21 protein-coding genes are annotated in these 21,596 nt (G+C 73.5%); 4 read left to right on the forward strand and 17 right to left on the reverse strand.

Features of this window, described 5'->3' with window-relative positions; translation table 11 throughout:
• Positions 1–4: 4 nt before the first annotated feature.
• Positions 5–178 (forward strand): DUF6104 family protein, encoded by a 174-nt coding sequence (locus LWC35_RS20365; protein ID WP_197040876.1) that lies wholly within the window; start codon positions 5–7, stop codon positions 176–178.
• Between the two features lie 196 nt (positions 179–374).
• Here LWC35_RS20365 and LWC35_RS20370 read toward each other — a convergent pair whose 3' ends face one another.
• The 5 genes from LWC35_RS20370 to LWC35_RS20390 all read right to left on the reverse strand — a co-directional run bounded on the left by LWC35_RS20370 (position 375) and on the right by LWC35_RS20390 (position 5,323).
• Positions 375–1,247: a type IV toxin-antitoxin system AbiEi family antitoxin gene (locus LWC35_RS20370; RefSeq protein ID WP_232871757.1), complete on the reverse strand. Its 873-nt coding sequence runs from the start codon at positions 1,245–1,247 to the stop codon at positions 375–377.
• 422 nt (positions 1,248–1,669) lie between these two features.
• On the reverse strand, positions 1,670–2,047 hold the full coding sequence (locus tag LWC35_RS20375) for a hypothetical protein (protein WP_232871758.1): 378 nt from the start codon (positions 2,045–2,047) through the stop codon (positions 1,670–1,672).
• A complete protein-coding gene (locus LWC35_RS40380) occupies positions 2,044–4,779 on the reverse strand; it encodes an FtsK/SpoIIIE domain-containing protein (RefSeq protein WP_232871759.1) in 2,736 nt (911 codons plus the stop codon). The genes LWC35_RS20375 and LWC35_RS40380 overlap by 4 nt, the downstream gene beginning before the upstream one ends.
• 2 nt (positions 4,780–4,781) lie before the next feature.
• Positions 4,782–5,030: a hypothetical protein gene (locus tag LWC35_RS20385; protein WP_232871760.1), complete on the reverse strand. Its 249-nt coding sequence runs from the start codon at positions 5,028–5,030 to the stop codon at positions 4,782–4,784.
• Between the two features lie 32 nt (positions 5,031–5,062).
• The gene (locus tag LWC35_RS20390) at positions 5,063–5,323 is read right to left on the reverse strand and encodes a hypothetical protein (protein ID WP_232871761.1); all 261 of its coding nucleotides are present in this window, start codon (positions 5,321–5,323) and stop codon (positions 5,063–5,065) included.
• A gap of 174 nt (positions 5,324–5,497) precedes the next feature.
• On the opposite strand from LWC35_RS20390, the gene LWC35_RS20395 reads away from it, so the two are divergent.
• A complete protein-coding gene (locus LWC35_RS20395) occupies positions 5,498–6,799 on the forward strand; it encodes an Nramp family divalent metal transporter (protein ID WP_232871762.1) in 1,302 nt (433 codons plus the stop codon).
• Here the strand turns inward: LWC35_RS20395 and LWC35_RS20400 are convergent.
• The 11 genes from LWC35_RS20400 to LWC35_RS20450 all read right to left on the reverse strand — a co-directional run bounded on the left by LWC35_RS20400 (position 6,796) and on the right by LWC35_RS20450 (position 18,945).
• On the reverse strand, positions 6,796–7,461 hold the full coding sequence (locus tag LWC35_RS20400) for a DUF5134 domain-containing protein (RefSeq protein WP_232871763.1): 666 nt from the start codon (positions 7,459–7,461) through the stop codon (positions 6,796–6,798). The genes LWC35_RS20395 and LWC35_RS20400 overlap by 4 nt on opposite strands.
• Before the next feature lie 135 nt (positions 7,462–7,596).
• Complete coding sequence (locus tag LWC35_RS20405) at positions 7,597–9,192, reverse strand: multicopper oxidase family protein (protein ID WP_232871764.1); 1,596 nt, start codon at positions 9,190–9,192, stop codon at positions 7,597–7,599.
• Positions 9,189–9,632 carry a hypothetical protein gene (locus LWC35_RS20410; protein ID WP_232871765.1) on the reverse strand — a complete coding sequence of 148 codons (444 nt, stop codon included), beginning with the start codon at positions 9,630–9,632 and terminating at the stop codon, positions 9,189–9,191. The genes LWC35_RS20405 and LWC35_RS20410 overlap by 4 nt, the downstream gene beginning before the upstream one ends.
• A gap of 133 nt (positions 9,633–9,765) precedes the next feature.
• Complete coding sequence (locus LWC35_RS20415; RefSeq protein ID WP_232871766.1) at positions 9,766–10,578, reverse strand: MOSC domain-containing protein; 813 nt, start codon at positions 10,576–10,578, stop codon at positions 9,766–9,768.
• Positions 10,579–10,601: 23 nt separating this feature from the next.
• Positions 10,602–11,534 carry an ABC transporter substrate-binding protein gene (locus LWC35_RS20420; protein ID WP_232871767.1) on the reverse strand — a complete coding sequence of 311 codons (933 nt, stop codon included), beginning with the start codon at positions 11,532–11,534 and terminating at the stop codon, positions 10,602–10,604.
• Entirely contained in the window at positions 11,531–12,283 is a 753-nt protein-coding gene (locus tag LWC35_RS20425) for an ABC transporter permease (protein WP_232871768.1), read from the reverse strand. The genes LWC35_RS20420 and LWC35_RS20425 overlap by 4 nt, the downstream gene beginning before the upstream one ends.
• Positions 12,280–12,930, reverse strand: a complete 651-nt coding sequence (locus tag LWC35_RS20430; protein WP_232871769.1) for an ABC transporter permease — start codon at positions 12,928–12,930, stop codon at positions 12,280–12,282. Before LWC35_RS20430 ends, LWC35_RS20425 begins: the two co-directional genes overlap by 4 nt.
• Positions 12,930–14,000, reverse strand: a complete 1,071-nt coding sequence (locus tag LWC35_RS20435) for an ABC transporter ATP-binding protein (RefSeq protein ID WP_232871770.1) — start codon at positions 13,998–14,000, stop codon at positions 12,930–12,932. The genes LWC35_RS20430 and LWC35_RS20435 overlap by 1 nt, the downstream gene beginning before the upstream one ends.
• 131 nt (positions 14,001–14,131) lie before the next feature.
• Positions 14,132–17,026 (reverse strand): putative bifunctional diguanylate cyclase/phosphodiesterase, encoded by a 2,895-nt coding sequence (locus LWC35_RS20440; RefSeq protein WP_232871771.1) that lies wholly within the window; start codon positions 17,024–17,026, stop codon positions 14,132–14,134.
• Positions 17,027–17,221: 195 nt separating this feature from the next.
• Positions 17,222–18,439, reverse strand: a complete 1,218-nt coding sequence (locus tag LWC35_RS20445; RefSeq protein WP_232871772.1) for an NAD(P)-dependent malic enzyme — start codon at positions 18,437–18,439, stop codon at positions 17,222–17,224.
• Between the two features lie 170 nt (positions 18,440–18,609).
• Positions 18,610–18,945 carry a S24/S26 family peptidase gene (locus tag LWC35_RS20450; RefSeq protein WP_308194610.1) on the reverse strand — a complete coding sequence of 112 codons (336 nt, stop codon included), beginning with the start codon at positions 18,943–18,945 and terminating at the stop codon, positions 18,610–18,612.
• 76 nt (positions 18,946–19,021) lie between these two features.
• Here LWC35_RS20450 and sodN point away from each other — a divergent pair, with 76 nt between their 5' ends.
• Positions 19,022–19,435, forward strand: coding sequence for a superoxide dismutase, Ni (gene sodN, locus LWC35_RS20455; protein ID WP_232871774.1), 414 nt, complete (start codon positions 19,022–19,024; stop codon positions 19,433–19,435).
• 193 nt (positions 19,436–19,628) lie between these two features.
• Positions 19,629–19,757 (forward strand): hypothetical protein, encoded by a 129-nt coding sequence (locus tag LWC35_RS39410; protein ID WP_269804488.1) that lies wholly within the window; start codon positions 19,629–19,631, stop codon positions 19,755–19,757.
• Between the two features lie 23 nt (positions 19,758–19,780).
• Here the strand turns inward: LWC35_RS39410 and LWC35_RS20460 are convergent, their stop codons facing one another.
• On the reverse strand, positions 19,781–21,397 hold the full coding sequence (locus LWC35_RS20460) for a hypothetical protein (protein ID WP_232871775.1): 1,617 nt from the start codon (positions 21,395–21,397) through the stop codon (positions 19,781–19,783).
• Positions 21,398–21,596 lie beyond the last annotated feature (199 nt).

Genomic DNA, 21,596 nt, shown 5'->3' on the forward strand with positions numbered 1-21,596 from the left:
GAAGGTGTACTTCACCGACCGGGGCATCGAGGAACTGGTCGAACGCCGCGGGGACGAGGCGGTCAGCGTCGAGTGGCTGGCCGCCCGGCTCCGGGCCTTCGTCGACTCCCACCCCGCCTACGAGGACGCCGTCGAACGCCTGGCGACCTTCCTCGCCCGCGACGACGAGGACGACTGACCGCAGCATGGTTGCCTAACGCGCGCGCCGAGGAATGGCACCTGATCGCATTATGGAACCATAACGCCGTCCAGGTCGGCACTCGATCGCGTTATGGAACCATATTGCTGCCCAGGGCGACGTTTTGGCGCATTATGGTTCCATAGTGTGCGGTCCCGGGGCGTCTGGGCGCATTATGGTTCCATACTGTGGGGGCTCACCGGGCCAGCGCGCCGCGGATCTCGGCGATCAGCTTCCGCGGCTGCCGGAGCAGCGCCGCCGTCACGAACACGACGTCCCAGCCGGCAGCCTGGATCCGGTTGAGACGGACCCGGTCGTGGTTCAACGCCCACATCTCGTTGTTGCGCCACCCGCCGTCGTACTCGACCGCGACCTTCCGGGCGGGGAAGGCGAAGTCCACCTGTGCGACCTGTTCGCCGTCGACCTCGATCCAGTGCTGCGCGACGGGGTCCAGCCCGGCCAGCACGAGATGCACGCGGAGCTGCGACTCGGGAATGGAGTCGGCGACACCGGTTGCCAGTCGCTCCGCCTGCCGCGCCACGACGATCCCGTTGTCGCGCCTCGCCCGGAGAACGGCGACGAGCTCGTCCCGGTCGATCAACCCCGCCTTCAGCGCCTGGTCGAGGTCGGCGACCGACTCCACCAACGGCCGCCCGAGCAGCAGATCGAGGGCCATGCGCTGGGGCGAGGCGATCAGGCCCTGTTCCCAGGGCGCGTAGTCGTCGGGCCGGAGCGCGGTCCGTCTCAGCAGCACGCCGCTGCGACGTCCGATACGGAGTTCGAGCGGGGCGACGACATGGACCGGGTCGTCGGTCCAGCAGATCTGTGCGCCTCTGACCGTCGCAGCCGACCGGCCCGTGACGACGGCGCCGGCCGGGAGCGCCAGTGCGGCCGCCATCGCCCGCAGTTGGTGGGTGAGCGGTATGCCTGCCCAGGTGTAGACGTCGCGGAACAACCTGACCACCCGGTCACCACGTAGCTCCGCAGCCGTGAGGAAGCCGGCGCCGACAGCCTCCGACCCTCGGAAGAGCTCCAAGTGGGCGATCCCGCCGCGCTGAGTTCTCTGCATGACGCCACGATCGACGAGCCGGCTGTCGTGAGCGCCCCGCCGCGGCACGCTCGGGCCGCGTGATCCACACCCCACCCCGCCCGTCCACAGCTCTCGGCCACCTCTTGCATTATGGATCCACAGTGTGCGTTGGGAGCTCCGACAAGCGCAGTATGGTTCCATAACGCGTTGATTGAGGGTCAGCCAGCGCAATATGGTTCCATAACGCGTTGATTGAGAGTCAGCCAGCGCAATATGGTTCCATAACGCGCAAATCGACGGCCGACCAGCGCATTATGGTTCCATAGTGCGATCACGACCGCCGTCACCACCGCCGCCACCACGACCGCCGCACGGCCGCTCCATCCCACCTGAGCGCGTCAGGGAACCATACTGCTCAAAAATCCCCCGACCGAGCAGCATTGTGGATCCATGACGCGACCTCAGCGGCGGAAGCCGAAGCGGCGGCGGCCGACGAGGTCCATGAGCTCCGTGTACGTCCGGTCGACCTCGCGCTCGTAGCGCTCCAGCTGCGCGGGGTCGGCCTCGGCGTCGGGGCGTGGGAAGGGGCGGACCGTCATCCACGGCTCCGCCCACAGCGCCTCCAGCGCCGACTCCCAGTGCAGCTCCACGGAGAAGCGGGTCAGGGCGGCGCGCTCGCCCACCCGCCGCATCCGCGCGTCGATCCGGGCCAGCGCCTGCTCGAGGCGGGTCGCGCGCTGCTCGTCCTGGCGCCGGACCGCCCCGACCGCCTGCTCGATCCCGCTCGCGATGCGGCGGTACGCGGCAGCAGGCGACTCCGGCTCGTCGGGCGTGCTCATGCCTCCTCCTCCAGCGGCCCCGGCACGATCACGACCTCCGGCCGCGCGTGTACGGCGCGGTCGAAGAACAGGCCGCGGCCCGGGCGCGGCGCCCAGGTCGTGCCCAGCCCCGGGGCGAGGGCGCCCAGCTCGGAGCCCTGGACGTCGAGCCCGATCCACGCGCCGACGTCGTCGACCCCGGCGGAGAGGGTCAGCAGCTGCCGCAGGCGCGTCGCGGAGCGCCACCACCCGACGACGTGGAGACCGACCTCCGGCCCGAACCGCAGCACCGTGCGCAGTGCCTCGGTGCCGGACCGCTCCAGTAGCGGATCGGCGGCGTCGGCGCCCAGGAGCAGCACGAACACCGGCCGCCGGTCGCCGCTCGCCACCCGCTCCTTCACCTCGCGCGCCAACTCCTCGACCCGCGCCCGGATCCCGTCGAGCCCGACGGTCTCGACCTCCCGACCGGCCAGCGCGGCCGCGGGCAGCTCCCCCACCAGCGGCGCGACGACGAACCGGGCCTCCGCGGGGGCGCTCCGCGCCAGCCCCGCCGTGGCGGCGCCCATCACCCGGAGCGCCTCCACCGACGCCGACGCGAGGACGGCCACGTTGCGGCCCGGCGCGTCGGGCAGCTCGACGGCCGCCGCACTGCCCGCCATGTCGATCACCTGGCCGAGCAGGGCACGCGGGGTGCCGCCGGCCGGCACCGCGGCGAGCAGGTCGCGCACCGCGGGTGAGCGGGCACCGTCGAACAGCCGGGGCGGGGGTCCGGCGTAGCGCTCGTGGGCGGCTCGCTGCACCTCGTCGAGGTCCGAGCCCGCGCCGGCGTCGGGGATCCGGGCGATCTCGTTGCCGTGCTTCATCCCGGACTCGTGGTTGACCACCGCGTGCCAGCGCGGCAGGGCGAGCGCGGCGTCGTTGAGGTTGGCCAGCACGCGCCGCGCGCGGGGCAGCGCGATCCGCAGCACGAACTGCTCGAAGATCGCCGGACGGCCCCAGAAGGCCTCGATCCCGGAGACGTCCTGACTGGCGAAGACCAGGTGGATGCCCTGCGAGCGGCCGCGCCGGGCGACGTCCTCCAGCAAGGCCGTGGCCTGCCGCGTGACCTGGTCCTTCTCGGCGAACAGGTACTGGAACTCGTCGACCACCGCGACGATCCGGGGCCAGGGACCGGGGACCTCGGCCTTCCGCAGCTCCTCCAGCTTCGTCACCTCGGCTGCCTTGGCCGCCTCGGCCCGGCGCCGCATCTCGTCGGCGAGGAACTGCAGCAACGCCAGCCCGAACTCGCGGTCGGTGTTGACGTTGATCCCGATCAGCTGGGCGTGCGGCAGCCAGCTGGCGTCCCGGCGGCCGGGCGCGAACTGGGCGAAGGACACGCCCTCCTTGAAGTCCAGCAGGTAGAAGTGCAGCTCGTCGGGGTCGTACCGGGCCGCCATCGACCCGATCATGGCCAGCAGCAGATTGGTCTTGCCCGAGCCGCTCGGGCCGCCGATCAACGCGTGCGGGGAGGCGTCGTCGAGCGCCATCTCGACCGGCATCCCGTCGGTGAACCCGATCGGCGCCACGATCCCGGCCTCCGACGTCAGCAGGCGGTCCCGGTCCTGGGGCAGGAGGTCGGCGAACGTGGAGACCTTGGCCCGCCAGGCCTCGTGCGCGCGGACGATCGCGCTGCACGCGTCCGTGACCTGCTGACGGGGCAGCGGCGGGTCCGGCTCCACGCGCACGTGCGGGCCGGTCATCGAGCAGCGCACGCCCTGTTTCGTGAACCGCACGGTCTCGACGGGCGCGGCGACGGTCACCGGCACGTCGAGCATCACGAGGTGGATGCCGCAGGCCAGACCGCTGCGCGCGATCCGCTGCAGCTGCCGCTGCTGGTCCTCGGGCAGCGCGGTCCGGTTGCCGGCCAGCACCACCACGACCCACGGCTCGCTGCGCCGGCCCTCGTGCGCGGCGTGCGCCCGCAGCGACGGGAAGCCGCCGACGAGCACCCGGCTGTGCACCTTGCGGATCCGCTCGGACAGCTCGTCGAGCAGGTCGCCGAGTCGGTTGGGGTCGTGCGAGGTGACCAGGCCGGTGCGGGCCAGCGGGTAGAGCGCGGGCATCAGCCCGTACTGGCCGACGTCCCAGACGTCGACGGTCAGGATGCCCGGCCGGAAGCACGCGAGCATGCGCATGAGCAGCTGCTCGACCAGCGCCTCCGCGGCGGGACGGGCCTCCGGCACGGAGTCGATCCGCAGGTGGGACTCGTCGAGCAGGGGCAGGGCGACGGGGAACGCGTCGCCGATCTCGAGGTGCCCCGCGCCGATCCGCCACAGCTCCGGGTGGTCCTTGACGCCCTCGTTGCGCAGCAGGTCCGAGCCCGACGCGTCCGGGTCGGCCGCGCGCACCACCTCGTCGAGCCACGCGGTGCCGCGCGCCCCGGCCGGCCCGCGGGCAGCCTCGGCGACGACGTCGGCGAGCGCGCGCGGCCCGTCCGGCAGCCAGCCGGAGAGCCCGGCCAGCCGGTCGCGCTCGGCCCGTTCGACGGCCGCGGCGAGGACCGGCGACCGGAACGCCGGCGCCATCGACGGGTCGCCGTGCACGGCCGCGACGCCCTCGCGCCGCAACCACAGCTCGAACATGGCCTCGGCCTGCGCGCGGACGGCCGACTCCCGCTGCCGCGCGGCCGCGCCGAGGGCGCGCGCAGCTGCGGCGTGGAACGCGTCGAACGCCGCCGTGATGCGATCCCGGCGCGCCTTCCTCCCCGGTGCCACGACTACAGCCGACCGCCCAGGTCGGCGATCGCGTCGCCCGCCAGGGCCACCGTCGCCACCAGCTGGTCGACCTCCTCCCGGGCCTTCTGCAGCGCCGCCACCGGCAGGTCGGCGCCGCTCCGCTCGGTGAGCTCGGCCAGCAGGGCGGCGGCCTCGCCCAGCCGTTCCGCGGCGCGTTGCGCATGGGCGCGCGCCTCACCGGTGGTGCCGCCGACGCCCTCGAGCGCGGCGCGCAACTCGGCGATGCTCACTCCGGTGTCCTCCGGTCGGGGCGCACCCGCACCTACAGCCGGGCGGCGACGCCCTCGGCCGCCTCGATCGCCGCGTTGATGGCCTGCTGGACGTCGTCGATCTTGCTGGCCGCCTCGGCGTAGTACGCGTTGGCCTGCTCGACGTCGCTCTGCGAGCTGCCCTCGGTCACCTGCTGCAGGGCACGCTGGGCCTCCTCGATGCCGGAGCGCGCCTGGTCCAGCGCCCCCATGCTCTCGGACGCCTTGTCGTTGGCCTGCGCGATGCCGTCCCTGACCTCTTCGATGCTCGCCACGGCCGCTTCTCGCCTCTCTCGTTGAACCCGCTACGACGGTAAAGCGGAAACCTACAGTCCGCACCCCTGCACGATCGGTGAGGCCGGTCGCACGCCAGACGCTGCGGGACGGAGCGGACATCCCTACCGTTTCCGGGACGGAGTCGACGAAGTCGCCGGAGCGGGGAGGTCACCGTGAGTACGCAGCAGGGAGCGGACCGGACCGCGCAGCGCACAGCCCCTGTCGGTGCCGGGGCGAAGCTCCGGCAGGTTGGGCCCGGCCTCCTGGCCGCGGCGACCGGCGTCGGCGCGGGCGATCTCGTGGCGACGATGGTCGCGGGCGCCCGCTTCGGCACCGTGCTGCTGTGGGCGGCGATCCTCGGCACCGTGCTGAAGCTCGCGCTCGGCGAGGGCGTCGGCCGCTGGCACCTGGCCTCCGGCACGACCCTGCTCGACGGCTGGCGCCGGCTCGGGCGGTGGGCCACCGGCTTCTTCGGCGTCTACATCGTGGTGTGGGGCTTCGTGTACGGCGCGACGGCGATGTCCGCGGTCGGGCTGCCGCTCAACGCCCTGTTCGGCGGCCTGTCCGTGCGGTACTGGGCCATGATCGCCGGCGTCGTCGGGCTGGTGCTGGTGTGGACGCAGCGCTACGCCTTCTTCGAGAAGTTCATGACCGTGCTGGTGCTGATCAAGTTCTGCACCGTGGTCGCGGTCGCCGTGCTGGTCGCGCCGGACCTCGGCAACCTGGCGTCCGGGCTGGCCCCGCGGCTGCCGGAGGGCTCGACGATCTACGTCCTCGGCCTGATCGGCGGCGTCGGCGGCACCATCACGATGGCCGCCTACGGCTACTGGATGTTCGCCAAGGGCTGGCGGGGAAGCGGCTGGCTGTCGATGATGCGGCTGGACAACGCCATCGGCTACGTCATGACCGGCATCTTCGTGATCGCGATGCTGATCGTCGGCTCCACCCTGCTGTTCGGGCAGAACCTCACCGAGTCCGACAGCGGCCTGCTCACGCTGGGCACCGCGCTCGACGAGCGCTACGGCGCCTGGGCCCGGATCCTCTTCCTGGTCGGGTTCCTGGCCGTGACCTCGACGTCGCTGCTCGGGGTGTGGAACGGCGTCTCGTTCCTGTTCGCCGACTGGACCCGGGCGATCCGGCTGCCGCACGGCAAGGCGGCGGAGTCGGGTTCCACCGTCGAGCGGTTCGCCTCGGGCGAGACCGAGCGGTCGCTGCCCTTCCGCGGCTACCTCCTCTGGCTGACGATCCCGCCGATGGCCCTGCTCTTCATCGACAAGCCCTTCGGCCTCACGCTCGTCTACGGCGTGCTGGGCTCGGTCTTCATGCCGTTCCTGGCCCTCACCCTGATGCTGCTGCTCAACTCGAAGCGGGTCACCGGGAAGGGCCGCTCGGGCTGGCTGTCGAACCTGTTCCTCGGCGCCGCGTCGGTGCTGTTCCTCGCGCTGCTCGTGACGGACGTCGTCAACCGCTTCTAGATCATCCCGAGCAGCATCACGGCCATCGACGACGCCATGACCAGGTGCGCGACGGCCGCCGCTTGCGGCGCGCGCAGGGCGGCGAGGCGCCCCTCGACACGGCCGGCGGCGTGGCCGCAGCTGCCCCTGTCGACCACGGGCACGGCGATCTCGGCGGGCCCCCCGGCCGGCACGGGGTCGGTGAGCGCGATCCGGGCCCGGCGGGCGGCGGCGAAGCGGTCCCCGCAGCGCATGACGTGCCAGCCGAAGTAGCCGGCGAGCACGATCGCGACGACCGAGGTCCAGGCGGCCGGGCCGGCTCCCGCCGCGTGGTGGGCGTGCCCGCCGCCCGACGCCGCCTGCTCCCCCAGGCCCAGGGAGAGCATGAACAGCATCGCGACGCCGCACACGACGTGGTGCCCGGCGTCGTCGGAGGCGGGGCCGGTGCGCAGGGCGAGGGCCGCGAACCAGGCGGCGCTCAGGCCGAAGGCGGCGATCCACACCGCGGGCGGGACGGGGTCGCCGACCGGCGAGAACATCGCCGCCATGCCGAACCCCATCACGACGTGCGCGGCCTCCCCGGCGACCGGACGACCGTCACGGCGCGCGGTGGCGAGGCGGACGAGGTGAACCAGCCCGAGGCCGAGCGACACACAGGCGAGGAGGGCGTTGAACCAGGCCATGTGAAGGTCGACTCCCTCGCTCCTGCGGACTCGTCGGTCGCCCGGAAGCGTAGGCAGATCGGAGCAACGGAATCCATACCGTAGGCGGGTACCCACTCGGGGTGACCACCGTCCTCGTGTCGCCGGCCGGGCGTCTCACGCTCCGTTCGCGCCGGCGACGGTCCGGATCGTCGCCATCATCGCCATGTCCTCGTGCTCGAGGTTGTGGCAGTGCAGCACGAACCGGCCCGCGAAGTCCGTGAAGCGCACGGCGACGTCCACGATCTCGCCCGGCCGCAGGTCGACCGTGTCCTTCCACCCGGCGTCGGACGGTCCGGGTCCGCGGCCGCCGCGCGCGAGGACCTGCACGGGATCGAGGTGCAGGTGCACGGGGTGGTGGACGTCGGTGCGGAACCGCCAGGTCTCCGTCGCGCCGAGCGGGACGTCGGCCAGCGCGGTGTCGGGGTCGAAGGACCGGTCGTTGATCGTCCAACCGGAGTGGCCGCCGACCGCACCGCGGCGGAACACGAACTCACGGCGCACCGGGCCGGGGACCAGGCGCTCGATCTCCGACAGCACGGCCGGGACGGCGCTGTCGTCACGCCCGGCGCGGACGACCCGGAACCGCAGCACGTTCCTGGTCGGTCCCGCGCTCAGCAGGTCGACGACCGTGACCTCGGTACCGACCGGGACGCGGCCGAGGTCCACGACGACGTCGCACCGCTCCCCCGGCGCGAGATCGACGGTCGGGCGCTCGACCGGGGCGGCGAGCAGACCGCCGTCGGAACCGATCTGGGTGACCGGGAGGTCGGGCGCGCCCGGGACCTGGAAGGCGAGGGAGAAGCGGCGGGCGTTCGCGCCGTTGAGGACCCGTAACCGGTGCCGGACGGCGTCGACCTCCGCGACGGGCCACGGGGCGCCGTTGACCAGCACGACGTCGCCCAGCACCCCCTCCGTCCATGCGGCCGCCACGCCGGGGACGCGGCGCAGGCTGCGGTCGAGGGAGGGGTAGGCGAACTGGCCGTCGGCGTCGAAGGCGCGGTCGCAGAGCACGAGCGGGATCTCCCGGTCGCCGCGCGGCAGCGGGAGGTCGTCCTCGACGGGGTCGCGCACCAGGTGCAGGCCCAACAGTCCGCGGTAGACGGCCGGGCCGGTGAAGTCCATGCGGTGGTCGTGGTACCAGAGCGTCGCGGCCCGCTGGGTCATCGGGTAGTGGTGGTCGCGGGTGCCGACGGCCAGGTCACCGGGCATGCCGTGGTGCACCGGCGGCCCACCCTCGACGGGGAGCAGCAGGTCGAGCGGCCAGCCGTCGGAGTCGGCCGGGGTGTGGCCGCCGTGCAGGTGCGTGACGGTCGGGACCGGCAGCTCGTTGCGGTGCCGGACGACGACGGGGCGGCCGGTCCGCGTCTCCAGCGTCGGCCCGGGGAAGGTGCCCTCGTAGCCCCAGACGGTGGTGCGGACGCCCGGCAGGATCTCGACGTCGGCCGCGCGCTGGGTGATCTCGTACAGGTCGGCCGCGGTGCCGTCGGGGAGCGTGGTCGTGCCGGTCGGTCGGGCGACGACCGGGCGCGGCAACGGCACCCGGAACGGCGCGGGCAGGGGGCGGGCGGTGCGGAGCGCGTCGCCGGTCTGACCGGGCGGGGTGTCGATGCCGAGGGCTCCGCAGCCGGTGAGCGCGGCCGCCCCCACCGTGGTGGCGAGGGCGCCGAGGAAGGCGCGGCGGGAGAGGTACGGGGTGGGTGGGCGCCTCATCGTCGGCCCCGGCGGGCGGCGGGGGTCCAGATCCAGGCGGCCAGCAGGATCGACACCGTCACGATCAGCACCCCGAGCGGGACGTGCAGGTCGAGCTCCCGGGCGTACCCGAACCCGACCTGCAGACCCTCCGCGAAGAACAGCAGCACCGCGGCGGCGAGCACCCACCACCGCCCGCGGCCGACCAGCACGTAGGCGGCCGCGCCCCCGATCAGCACCAGCCCGAGCCCCGCCAGCGCTGACCCGACGATCCCGTGCACCGTGATCGCGTCGACGTCGCCGGACAGGTACAGCCCGGCCAGCACCGGCTGACCCAGCACGGCGAGCACGTGCACGGTCAGCAGCACCCGCAGGATCCACAGCGTCGCGCGCGGCCGGCGGGTGTCGGGCGGGCGTACGGGACCCGGTGCGTGCCCCGGGCCGGGGAGGGTGGTGTCCACGGGAGGGACGCTAGGAATCCTCCGCACCCGCGGGATCCGGGACGAACCCCGGCCCCTCCCTGAGCACCCGGGTCGGGGTCTCGGGGTGGGGCCGCCACCCGTCCCCGCCGGACGTGATCGGGGACGGGTGGACCTACTCCCCCACCCGCACCTCGTCCCCCGCCCGCACGGTGCCGCCGGCGACCACCTCGGCGTACACCCCCGCGCAGGGGAGGACGCCGAAGCCGGGGACCTCGACCCGGTGCTCGAGGAGCGGGCGGACCGCGCCGGGTGCGCGGCCGAGCGCGCCGTGCTCCAGCGTGGGGACGGAGCACCGCGGGGTCGGCAGGGTGGCGCGCAGCCGTACCTCACCGAGGGTGATCTCGCGGCCCGGCCAGTCGTTCTCCGAGAACGGCGGGTAGCCCTCGGGCGTCCGGACGACGACGTTGGGCCGGTAGCGGATCGCCTCTGCCGCGCCGACGCCGATCGCGTCGAGCGTCGCGGTGGTGATCAGGTGCACCGGCGAGTGGTCGACGAACGCGCCGCCCGGGGTGCCCTGCGCGATCTCCAGGATCGCGTAGTCCACCTCGGCGTCGACGCCCTCGGCGAGCACGTCGACCGGGTCCGGCCGCTCGACCTCGGCGCCCTCGGGACGCTCCCCCGCCATCCGGACCCGGCGCCCGAGCAGCGCGGACAGCTCCTCGTCCGCGTCCGACGCGTCGAGCGAGCGCCCGTCCGGCAGCGTGACGCGCACGCCGTCGGACGCGGTGGCGGAGCGGCACTGCAGCAGCTGCCGCCAGCGCCGCGGGTGCTTGGCCGTGGCCACCCGGCCGGTCTCCTCGTCGAGGAGCGCGAACCGGCGGTCCCCGGCGACGCCGAGCGGGCCGACCGCGATCTCCGCGACCGGCTCGCCCAGCATCGACTTGACCGGGTAGCGGTAGAGGGCGGCGACGGTGCCTGCTGTCATCGCCCGAGCCTACCTACGGCGCCCTACAGCCCCTGCTGCGCGAGCCAGTTCTTGGCGACGGTGCCGACGTCGGGCTTGTCCGCGCCCGAGAGGGTGCGGTTGAGCTCGATGAGGCCTTCGGTCGTCAGCTTGGCCTGGACCGCGTTCAGCGCCTGCTTGACGGTGTCGTTCGCCTTGCTGGAGTTGATCAGCGGCACGACGTTCTGCGCGGCGAAGTTGTTGTCCGGGTCGCCGAGCACCACGAACCCGCTGTCCTCGATCGTCGGGTCGGTGGTGAACAGGTCGGCCGCCTGGATGGTGCCGTCCTTCAGGGCGGCGACGGTGAGCGGGCCGCCCGTGTCGAGGGCCTTGAACTCCTTGAACTTCACCCCGTAGGTCTTCTCGATGCCGGGGATCCCGTCCGGCCGGGTCTGGAACTCCGACGGGCCGCCGAACGACGCCTGGCCGGCGATGGGGGCGAGGTCGCCGATGTTCTTCAGGTTGTTCTGCTGGGCGTACTGGCCCGTGACGACGACGGCGTCCTTGTTCTCGGCCGCCGCCTTGTCGAGCACCGTGAGCGGTGCCGGCACGGCCTTCTGCAGGGCGGCGTAGACCGCGTCGCCCTCGGTCTCGGTCGCGTTCTTGTTGATGTACTGCAGCAGCACGCCGGTGTAGTCCGGGATGAGGTCGATGGAACCGTCGGTGAGCGCCGGGAAGTAGACCTCGCGGCTGCCGATGTTGAAGTTCCGCTCGACCTTCACGCCCTTGGCCTCGAGGGCCTGGGCGTAGATCTCGGCGAGCACCTGGTTCTCGGGGAAGTCCGCCGACCCGATGCGGACGGTGTCCGCCGCGGCCGGGGCCTGGCTGTTGCCGGAGGCCAGCGGGTCGTTCGAGCCCCCGCCGCCACCGCAGGCGGTGAGCCCGAGGACCAGGGCCGCCCCGGCGGCGACGAGGGTGAGGGGACGGATCAGTTTCACGGTTCGGCTCCTGCGGGCTCTCGGACGGGGACGGGTTCGGGGTTCGCGGGCGCGGGGGCGGGACGCCCGACGGTGGCGGTGGGCGAGCGGCGGCCGCCGCCGCGCAGCCCGGGGGAGACGACCGCGCGCTGCAGCAGCGCGAGCAGCCCCTCGACGACGAGCGCGAGCACGGCCACGAGGACCGCCCCGGCGGCCATCTGCGGGTAGTCGCGGGTGCGCAGCCCGTCGATCAGGAAGCGGCCGAGGCCGCCGAAGCTCACGTAGGCGGCGACGGCGGCGGTCGCGATGACCTGCAGCGCCGCGCCGCGCAGGCCGCCGAGGATCAGCGGGAGCGCGTTGGGAAGCTCGACCTTGAACAGCACCTGCCACTCGCGCATCCCCATGCCGCGGGCGGCGTCGACCGCGCCGGGGTCGACGTTGCGCACGCCCGAGTACGTGCCGGCGAGCAGCGGCGGGATCGCCAGCACGGCCAGGGCGAGGGTGACCGGGAGCAGCCCGATCCCCATCAGCAGCACCAGCAGGGTGAGCAGGCCGAGCTCGGGCAGCGCGCGCATGCCGTTGGCCGACCCCACGATGAGGAACCCGCCGCGGCGCCCGTGCCCGACGAGCGCGCCGATCGGCAGCGCCACGACCGCACCGAGGGCGAGCGCCAGCACCGAGTACCAGAGGTGCTCGACGAGCCGGGCGGGGATGCCGGCCGAGCCGCTCCAGTGCGCGGGGTCGGCGAGCCAGGAGAACAGGGCGTTCACGCGTTCGCTCCCACGCGGGTCCAGGGGGTGCTGAACCGCCCGATCAACACCAGCAGCCCGTCGACGACGAGCGCCAGCAGCAGGACCATCACGATGCCCGTGAGGATCTCGAGCGGGAAGTTCCGCTGGTAGCCGTCCGTGAACAGCTGCCCCAGCCCGCCGACGCCGATGAGCGCGCCGACCGAGACCAGGCTGATGTTCGACACCGCGGCCACCCGCAGCCCCGCGATCAACACGGGGACGGCCAGCGGCAGCTCGACCGACACGAACCGGCGGCCGGGCCGGTACCCCATGGCCGTGGCCGCGGCGACGACCATGGACGGGACGGCGCCGAGCGCGTCGGCCACCGAGCGGACCAACAGGGCGACGGTGTAGATCGTCAGCGCGACGACGACGTTGAGCGGGTCGAGGATCCGGGTGCCGATGATCGCCGGCAACACGATGAACAGCGCCAGCGACGGGATCGTGTACAGCACGCTGGCGGCCGGCACGAGCACCCCGCGCAGCGCGCGGTTGCCGGCGGCGGCCCACCCGATCGGGACGGCGAGGACCAGTCCGATCAGGACGGGGACCAGCGCCAGGACCACGTGCTCGCCCAGCAGCCCGCCGATCATGCCGAGGTTGCGCGGGATCCAGTCCCAGACCATCAGGCCGCCTCGTCCGCCCGGGAGGCGGCGAGCGCCCGCAGCACGTCGTCGGCGCTCAGCGCGCCCGCGACGCGACCGTCCCCGTCGACCGCGACGCCGCGGCCGGACGGCGAGGACAGCGCCGCGTCGAGCGCGCTGCGCAGCGAGCCGGACCCGACCTCGTAGAGCGACCCGCCGGGCACGACGGTCGCCTCCTCGACGCTGCCCCCGCCCTGCACCCAGCCGAGCGGCCGGCCCTCGGGATCGACGACGAGCGACCACCCGTCGGGCGCCGACTCGCCCACGCGCACCGTGGGCAGCTCGGCGAGCGGCAGCTCGTCGGAGAGGAAGCCCAGCTTGCGGTAACCGCGGTCGCGTCCGACGAACCCGTCGACGAACCCGTCGGCCGGGCGGTCGAGCAGCACGCCCGGCTCGTCGTACTGCGCGAGGACGCCGCCGGTGCGGAACACCGCGACCTTGTCGCCGAGCTTGACGGCCTCGTCGATGTCGTGCGTGACGAACACGATCGTCTTGCCCAGCTCGCCCTGCAGCCGCAGCAGCTCCTCCTGCAGGGACTCCCGCACCACCGGGTCGACGGCGCTGAACGGCTCGTCCATCAGCAGCACGGGCGGGTCCGCGGCGAGCGCCCGGGCGACGCCGACGCGCTGCTGCTGGCCGCCGGAGAGCTGCGCGGGATAGCGCGCCGCCATCTCCGGCGCCAGGCCCACGACCTCCATCAGCTCGTCCGCCCGGGCCCGCGCCCTGCGCTTGCTCCAGCCGAGCAGCAGCGGGACGGTGGCGATGTTGTCGCGGATCGTCTTGTGCGGGAACAGCCCGGCCTGCTGGATCACGTAGCCGATGCCGCGGCGCAGGTCCGCCGCGTCGCCGGACATCACGTCCCGGCCGTCGACGGTCACCGTGCCCTCGGTCGGCGCGATCATCCTGTTGATCATCCGGAGCGACGTGGTCTTGCCGCACCCGGACGGCCCGACGAACACGGTGATCCTGCCGGCGTCCACGGTCAGGTCAAGCCCGTCGACCGCGACGGTCCCGTCCGGGAACCGCTTCGTCACGCCGCGGAACTCGATCACGCGGGGTTTCCCCTCGTCCCGGCGCCCGCCTTCCGGGCGCCATGGTGCGACGAGGCTATCCGGAGGCACCGACGGGAGCGAGCCGGATGATGAAGTGTGATCCCCTCGCGACCCGTCCGGTCATTCGGGGGTCAGGCTCCCGCGGCGCGGGCGGGCGTGGGCAGCCGACCGCCCGCGAGCACCCGGTGCAGATCCTCGGGCGGCAGCGGCCGGGAGAACAGCCAGCCCTGGTAGGCGTCGACGCCGAGGCCGCGCAGCACGTGGAACTGCTCGGCCGTCTCGACCCCCTCGGCCACCGTGGTCCGCCCCATCGCGCGGGCCATGTCGACGACGGCCCGGGCGACCGCGAAGTCCGCCGGGTCGGTCCCGACGCCGGTGACGAACGCCCTGTCCACCTTGACCGTCTGGGTGGGCAGCTCCTTGAGCCGGGCGAGCGAGGAGTAGCCGGTGCCGAAGTCGTCGACGGCGAACCGGACCCCGCGCGCCGTGAGCTCGGCCATGACCGCGCGCGCCGCGCGCGGCAGGGCGACGAGGCTGGTCTCGACCAGCTCGAGGATGAGCCGGTCCCAGGGCAATCCGGAGGCGCCGACGATCCGCGTCACCTCGTCGAGGAACCCGGGCTCGCTGGGCAGGAGGCCGGCGAGGTTGACGGCGACCGCGGCGCGGCCGGGCCAGGTCGCGGCCTCGTTCACGGCGGTCCGCAGCACCCACAGGTCGAGGTCGCGCAGCATGCCGGCGCGCTCGGCGACCGGCAGGAACTCGCCCGGCGAGATCATCCCGCGCTCCGGGTGCGGCCAGCGGACCAGCGCCTCCGCGGAGACCACCGAGCCGTCCGGCCCGACGACGGGCTGGTAGTGCAGCACGAGCCGGTCCTCGACCAGCGCGGCACGAAGCTCGCCCTCCAGCTCGAGCTGCCGGTCGGCCGACCCCACCACCGCGGGCGACGCGGTGGCGATCCCGCCCCGGTCCGTGCGCTTGGCCTCGTGCATCGCCACCTCGGCGTAGCGCAGCAGGTCGCCGGCCTCCACGGGCGCGTCCGGGTGCACGTCCGGGGTGGCGACGCCGACGGTGGCGGTGAGCTGGACCGGCCGCCCGTGCACGCCCACCGTGCCGCCCATCAGCCGGGCGACGGTACGGGCCAGGGCCTCGGGACCACCGGTGAGAGTGTGGTCGGCGCAGATCACGACGAACTCGTCGCCGGCCAGCCGGGCCGGCGTGCAGCCGACGGGCAGCTCCCGGCGCAGCCGTGCGGCCGTGCTGACCAGGAGCTCGTCGCCCGCCTCGTGGCCGAGCGAGGAGTTGACCCGCGCGAAGTCGTCGAGGTCGCCGCAGACCACCGCGACCCGGTCGCCGTCGGGCCCCGCGAGCAGGTCCGCGACGAGGTCGAGCGCGGCCGCGCGGTTCGGCAGCCGGGTCAGGACGTCGACGGCGGTACCGGCGTCGCGCTGCGGCGCGGGCGGCGCGACCTCGGTGGCCACGACCAGCCAGAACGGGTCGCCGTCGTCGGTGGTCGAGGCGGTGACGGCGAGCGCGACCGTGACCCGGGTGCCGTCGCCGCGCAGCAGCGTGACGGCCTGGAGCCGGTACCCGTGCCCGCCACCCGTGGGGATGCGGCGCAGCCAGCCCGGCAGGACGGCCGGTGCGGCGTCGGGCTGCGGCTCGGCGTCGGCGGTCAGGTCGAGCGCGGTGCGCCCGCGCAGCTCCGCGAGCGGCCGGCCGAGGAGCGTGCAGAAGGCCTCGTTGGCGTCGACGAGCCGGCCCGCCGCGTCGAACAGCCCGACCCCGTCGGGCACCGTGGACAGCAGGTCGGCGAAGCGCCGCGCGGAGTGCCGGCCGCCCTCGGCGAGCCGCTGCGCGGTGACGTCGCGGACCATGCCGGCGAGCCGCACGGGGACCCCGTCGGGCCCGCGCTCGACGCCCGCCCGGCAGCTGAGCACCCGGTCGCCGGGCAGCCGCAGCTCGACGTGGTGGTCGGTCGGGCCCGACCCGGTGCGCAGCGCCCGGCAGAGCGCCGCCACCTGCTCGCCCTCGACCGGGCCGTGCGGGCCGTCGGGGACCACGCCGACGTCACGGTAGAGCTCCTGGAGCGACGCGCTGCGCCGGAAGGTGGCCGTGGCCAGCTCGAACGTCCAGGTGCCGACCCGGGCGAGCCGCTCCAGCTCCGCGGTCCAGCGCCGGTCCACGCGCTGCGGCTCGCCCAGCTCCACGAGGACGACGGTGTGCAGGTCGCCGGGCAGGTCCCAGCGGACCGCGCGCACCCGGACCGTGGTGCCGTCGGCGCGCAGCAGGCGCGCGTCGGCGTCGGGCCCCGCGAGCAGCCCGCCCAGCCGCACGCCCAACGGTTCCGCGGGGCGGCCGGCGAGCTGCAGGAAGGCGTCGTTGACGCGGAGGATCCGGTCGGCACCGTCGCAGACCACCGCGGGTGCGGCCGGCAGCGGCACGACGTCGATCCTCTCGCCGAACAGGGCGGACGGCGGCAGGGCCGCGGTGCCGAAGGCGGCGTCGCGCAGCGTGGGCGGCACCGCCGGAAGCCCGCCCGGGTCGGTCGTTCCCTGGTCGAGCGGGAGCGCGTGCGGGCCGCTGACCTGCTCCGGAGGCGCGGCGAGCTGCACGGCGCCGGGATCGGTGCGCACCTCGGGCTCGCCCGGCTCCTCGCGTTCCGGCAGCGGGCGGCCGAGGGAGCTCGACGCCGGGCGCCGGGTCTGGCCCGGCACCTGGCCGCCGGAGGGCGCGGAGATCGCCCGGGCGAGGCGGTCGGCGAAGCGGGCCTGCTCCGGGCGCGGCGGGACGTTGTCCGCCCGGCGCCGGTCGGCACGACGGACCGAGTCCGGCAGGCCCGTGCCCCCCGGACCGCCGGGCGGGCCGCCCGGCCCGCCGTCGGACGGGCCGTCGGACGGGCCGGCGGACAGGTCGGCGGACAGGTCGGCGAGGTCCTCCTCGTCGACCGGGTCGACGGCGAAGGCGTCGGGGACGCCCGACCGGGCAGGCTCGTCCGCCGCCTCGCCGCGCCCTCCGAAGCCGCTCACCGTGCCCCCCACGTGCTCGCCGTGTGTTCCGGGGCCGCGTCGGGCCCCGTCACGGAGCACAACGAGCGACTGCTCCACTCGATCCGGGGATACCGCTCGAACGGACTACTCCGACCCGAGTGAGTTACCGCACGGTGCCGCACGCTCGGTGATCATGTGCACCGAGCGGCGGAAGAACGCCAGGTGAGACGCCTGTCAGCGGTCACCCTCCGTGACACCCGCCGCCGGATCCTGCCGGGCCGCCTCGGCGACGGCGGCCGCCACCTCGGGCGCGACCCGCGGGTCGAACGGGCTGGGGACGATCCGGTCGGCCGCGAGATCGTCCGTGGCCACCGAGAAGATCGCGTTCGCCGCGGCCAGCTTCATGGACTCGGTGATCCGGCGCGCGCCCACGTCGAGCGCCCCGCGGAACACCCCCGGGAAGGCAAGCACGTTGTTGATCTGGTTCGGGAAGTCGCTGCGCCCGGTGGCGACGACGGCGGCGTACCGCGCGGCGATCTCCGGGTGGACCTCCGGGTCCGGGTTGGACAGCGCGAACACGAAGGGGTCCGGCGCCATCGTGGCCAGGACCTCCTCGGGCAGGGTGGCGCTGGAGAGCCCGACGAAGACGTCGGCGCCGCGCAGCGCGTCTGCCGGACCGCCGGTCACCCCGCGCGGGTTCGTCTCGGCGGCGAGCTCGGCTTTGATCCCGCCACGGGCGGCGTCGATCACCCCGCGGGAGTCGAGGACGACGACGTCCCTGGCCCCGGCCGCGACCAGGATCCGGGCGCAGGCCACCCCCGCCGCACCGGCGCCGGAGACCACGATGCGCAGCGACGACAGGGCCCGGCCGGTGGTGGCGCAGGCGCCCTGCAGAGCGGCGAGCAGCACGATCGCGGTGCCGTGCTGGTCGTCGTGCATGACCGGGCAGTCGAGCGCCTCGACCAGCCGGCGCTCCAGCTCGAAGCAGCGCGGCGCGGCGACGTCCTCGAGGTTGACCGCACCGAAGCTCGGCCGCAGCCGGACCAGGGTCTCGACGATCTCGTCGACGTTCGTGGTGTCGAGGACCAGCGGGATCGAGTCGAGCCCGCCGAAGGTCTTGAACAGCGCCGACTTGCCCTCCATCACCGGCAGCGACGCGCGCGGGCCGATGTCGCCGAGGCCGAGGACGGCGGTGCCGTCGCTGACCACCGCGACCAGCCGGTCGGTCCAGGTGTACCGGCGGGCCAGCGCGGGCTCGGCGGCGATCGCCCGGCTCACCTCGGCCACGCCGGGGGTGTAGGCGATGGCCAGGTCACGGGCGTCGCGCAGCGGGGTGGACAGCCCGGTGGCCAACTTGCCGCCCTCGTGCGAGGCGAAGATCTCCTCGCGGGTGGGGGCGGGCGTGCTCGTGGACAGGTCCGAGGACAGGGTGCGCTCGGGGGAGACGGTCATGGAAGAACTCCGGTACGGGTGCGGTGGACGCCGTCGGGCGTCCCTACTCGCCGTGCACCGGGGGCAGGTCTCGCCGGGTCGGTGCCGGACGGCCCCCTCGATCCGGCCCCGCGGGATGCGGCGGGGCGGGCCGAGGGATCGGCTGTCGGGTACTGGGTGACGACCGTACCTCAGAGGCGCCGGGGTCGGGGCCACAACCGCCGCGTGACGACGGCCACCACCTCGGCCGGGCCGAGCGTGCGGGAGTCGGTGGAGCCGAAGGGGTTGTCGCCCTCCACCCACCACAGCCCGCCCTCCGGCCGCACCGCGCGCTTCACCGAGAGCTGCGCGGGCCGGACGGGCCAGCGCACCAGGACCACGTCACCCGGCCGGGCGGACCGGCCGAACCGGACCAGGACGACGTCGTCGTCGGAGAGGGTGGTCGACATGGAGGGGCCCCGGACGGTCACCGCCCGCCACCCGCGGTGATGCCCTGTGATCCGCGTCCGAAACACCGTGTTGACCACACCTTCCGGCCTGCTGGCCCCCCGCCCCCGGGAGTAGGGTCGGGCACGCCAGAACGATCACCACCAGGGAGGACCCATGCGGCTGTCCCGCATTCTCCGCCCGCGGCTGGAGGCCACCGCGCACTGCGACCTCCCCTGCGGCGTGTACGACCCGGCCCAGGCGCGCATCGAGGCCGAGTCGGTCAAGGCCATCCAGGAGAAGTACCAGGGCAACGAGGACCCGGTGTTCCGGGAGCGGGCCATCGAGATCAAGGAGCAGCGCTCCGACCTCGTGAAGCACCACCTGTGGGTGCTGTGGACGGACTACTTCAAGCCGCCGCACTTCGAGAAGTACCCGGAGCTGCACGAGCTGTTCAACAAGGCCACCAAGAAGGCCGGCGGCGGCCCCGGTGGCACCAAGTCCTCGGTCGACCCGAAGGACGGCCAGGAGCTGCTGGACTACATCGCCCAGATCGACAAGATCTTCTGGGAGACCAAGCAGGCTGCCTGATCCGGGCACTGAAAGCGGCGCTGACCAGCGGGGATAGCTCCTCGTAGGTCAGCGTCGTTTTTCGTTGTCGGGGGTGCTCTCACGGCCCAGCGACGGCCCAGACGGCCCACAGACGGCCCGGAATATGATCTTGAAAACCTCCTGAACTACCCTTGCGCCGCTCCGCCCAGTCGGTGATCGATAGCCTCCGAACGTGCCACATGACGAGAAGGTCGTCCCTTTCGAGGCTCTCGCGGAGACCGACCTGATCGTCGACCAGCTGTACGACGGCGGCAAGAGCGGAACGATGGCCGACGACCCGCTAGCAATCCTTGGTCGCTAGGGGTTTGGCAGTTGTCCAGGGTTTCAGGCGGCCGCCGACGGTAGTCGGGCTTCGGCGAAGCGGGCGTTGATGTGCTGGTCGATGGTGCGCAGCGCGGCCCGAAGGGGCGGCGGGGTGGGTGGTGCGCTGGCCATGAGCGGCCTGAGCAGGCGGTTGTGGACCTTGGTGTAGAAGATGGCGAAGGCGAGGCCGTCGTCGGTGAGCCGGTAGAGGTTGCGGCCTTCGACGCGGGTGATCAGGCCGTTGCGGCGTAGGCGGGTCAGGTCGTAGCTGGCCCGGCTGGTGGGGTAGGGCTGGCCGAGCAGTCCGGTCATCAAGGCGCGCAGGCTCTTGTTGGTGATGCCGGTGACGGCGAGCAGGGAGACGCTCAGGGCGCCGGCCAGGGCTTGGACCCGAGGGTCGCCGAACCGTAGGGCCGGGGCCCGCCGCCCCTCCCGGGTGCGGGTGGGGTGCGCGATCCGCTCAAAGGCTGGACTCGCGAGGATGCAGCCCTGGCCGACGCGTTCAGTATCGAGCAGGCGCCGGTTGACGGCACGGGCTTTGGCCTGCAGCGCGGGCAGGTTGTGCAGCCGGCGCTGACAGCCCAGGTCGTAGGGGTCGTTGACGACGGTCTCGACGCGCAGCGCGTGGCCGTCTTTGAGGTACTGCTTGATTCGGGAGTGCTTGTAGAAGGCGTTGACGGTGACCTCGACGCCGCGGGTGACGACCTGGGTGTTGAAGGTCAGTGGGTGGGTGCGCGGGCGGCCCCGGCGTTCGTGCTTGCCGGTGAAGATCAGCTCGACGTGTTCGGGGCGGCCGATGTCGAGGTTGTCGGCGACCAGGGCCTCGAAGAACCCGCGGGCATGGCGGGGCGCGCTGAACACCAGGGTGCGTGAGACCTCGACCTGGCGCATCGACAGCTCCCACCAGTACCCGCCGGCGCGATCGGCGTCGGTGAGCGGGCGCGGCAGCACCGCCAGCCAGCGCTGGGCGAAGGCGTCGATGGTGGCCGGGCCGAGCCGATCGCAGATCGCTTGCAGCGCGGCGGGGTCGTCGGTGGCGGCGAACCCGTTGGACAGCTCGGTGTACCCGATCCCGGCCTTGGCGGCCTGGCGTTTGGCCCACTCGTGTCCGTTGATCCAGATTTTGGCCGGGTAGGGGAAGTAGGCGCAGATCTTGATGAACGCCGGGCCGAACTCGTCGTCCCAGAGGTAGAAGTAAAAGCAGCTCACCCGCCGCTGTGTGCGGGGGAAGGTGTACCAGGGCGCGCCGGTCGAGCCCTCGCGTTGCACCCCGACGAACACCGACGCGAACTCCTGCGCCGTGCCGATCGCGGCCACCCCGGAGTGCCCGGTGGCGGCCTGCGCGGCCAGATACGGGCGCATCCGATCGATCTTGCGGTCGGTCTTGGCGAAGCGCACCACCGGGACGTGCTCGGCGGCGGCGAACCGGGCGACGGCCTTGCGGAATGCCGCCCCGAGCTTGTTGAAGATCGCCGGCGACGGGATCGGATAGCCCAGGTGCGCGGTCAGGAAACTCACCACCTGCCCGCCCGCCTGCAGGTTCGGCACGTAGGCGTTGAGGTAGACCCGGTCCAAGCACTCCAGATCCAGCGCTACCTGCCCGTCGAGCACGTCATTCACGGTCACCGGCTTGGCCACGGCCACCAGCGTGACCGCAGCTCATCCGCCTGACGAGCCATCACCTCGGCGGTCCGAGGCGGAGCCTCTCTGGGAGACTGCTGAAAAGCTCGGGTGTCGGACCGCCAGTCGATCTCGGGCCGCTGGGACGATGCCCGTGTGCAGGGTCGGTCTGATCCGCAGCGTGAGCTGCTCGATGTCGAGTCCGTGGCCGGGCATC

Source organism: Pseudonocardia kujensis, assembly GCF_021283305.1.
GTDB lineage: Bacteria > Actinomycetota > Actinomycetes > Mycobacteriales > Pseudonocardiaceae > Pseudonocardia > Pseudonocardia kujensis.

Coding starts and splice junctions, on each gene's coding strand:
- LWC35_RS20400 (WP_232871763.1), bottom strand. CDS start 7,461: ATGGCCTGGTTCAACGCCCTCCTCGCCTGTGTGTCGCTCGGCCTCGGG.
- sodN (WP_232871774.1), top strand. CDS start 19,022: ATGCGGCTGTCCCGCATTCTCCGCCCGCGGCTGGAGGCCACCGCGCAC.
- LWC35_RS20430 (WP_232871769.1), bottom strand. CDS start 12,930: ATGGTCTGGGACTGGATCCCGCGCAACCTCGGCATGATCGGCGGGCTG.
- LWC35_RS20445 (WP_232871772.1), bottom strand. CDS start 18,439: ATGACCGTCTCCCCCGAGCGCACCCTGTCCTCGGACCTGTCCACGAGC.
- LWC35_RS20375 (WP_232871758.1), bottom strand. CDS start 2,047: ATGAGCACGCCCGACGAGCCGGAGTCGCCTGCTGCCGCGTACCGCCGC.
- LWC35_RS20415 (WP_232871766.1), bottom strand. CDS start 10,578: ATGACAGCAGGCACCGTCGCCGCCCTCTACCGCTACCCGGTCAAGTCG.
- LWC35_RS20370 (WP_232871757.1), bottom strand. CDS start 1,247: ATGCAGAGAACTCAGCGCGGCGGGATCGCCCACTTGGAGCTCTTCCGA.
- LWC35_RS20405 (WP_232871764.1), bottom strand. CDS start 9,192: ATGAGGCGCCCACCCACCCCGTACCTCTCCCGCCGCGCCTTCCTCGGC.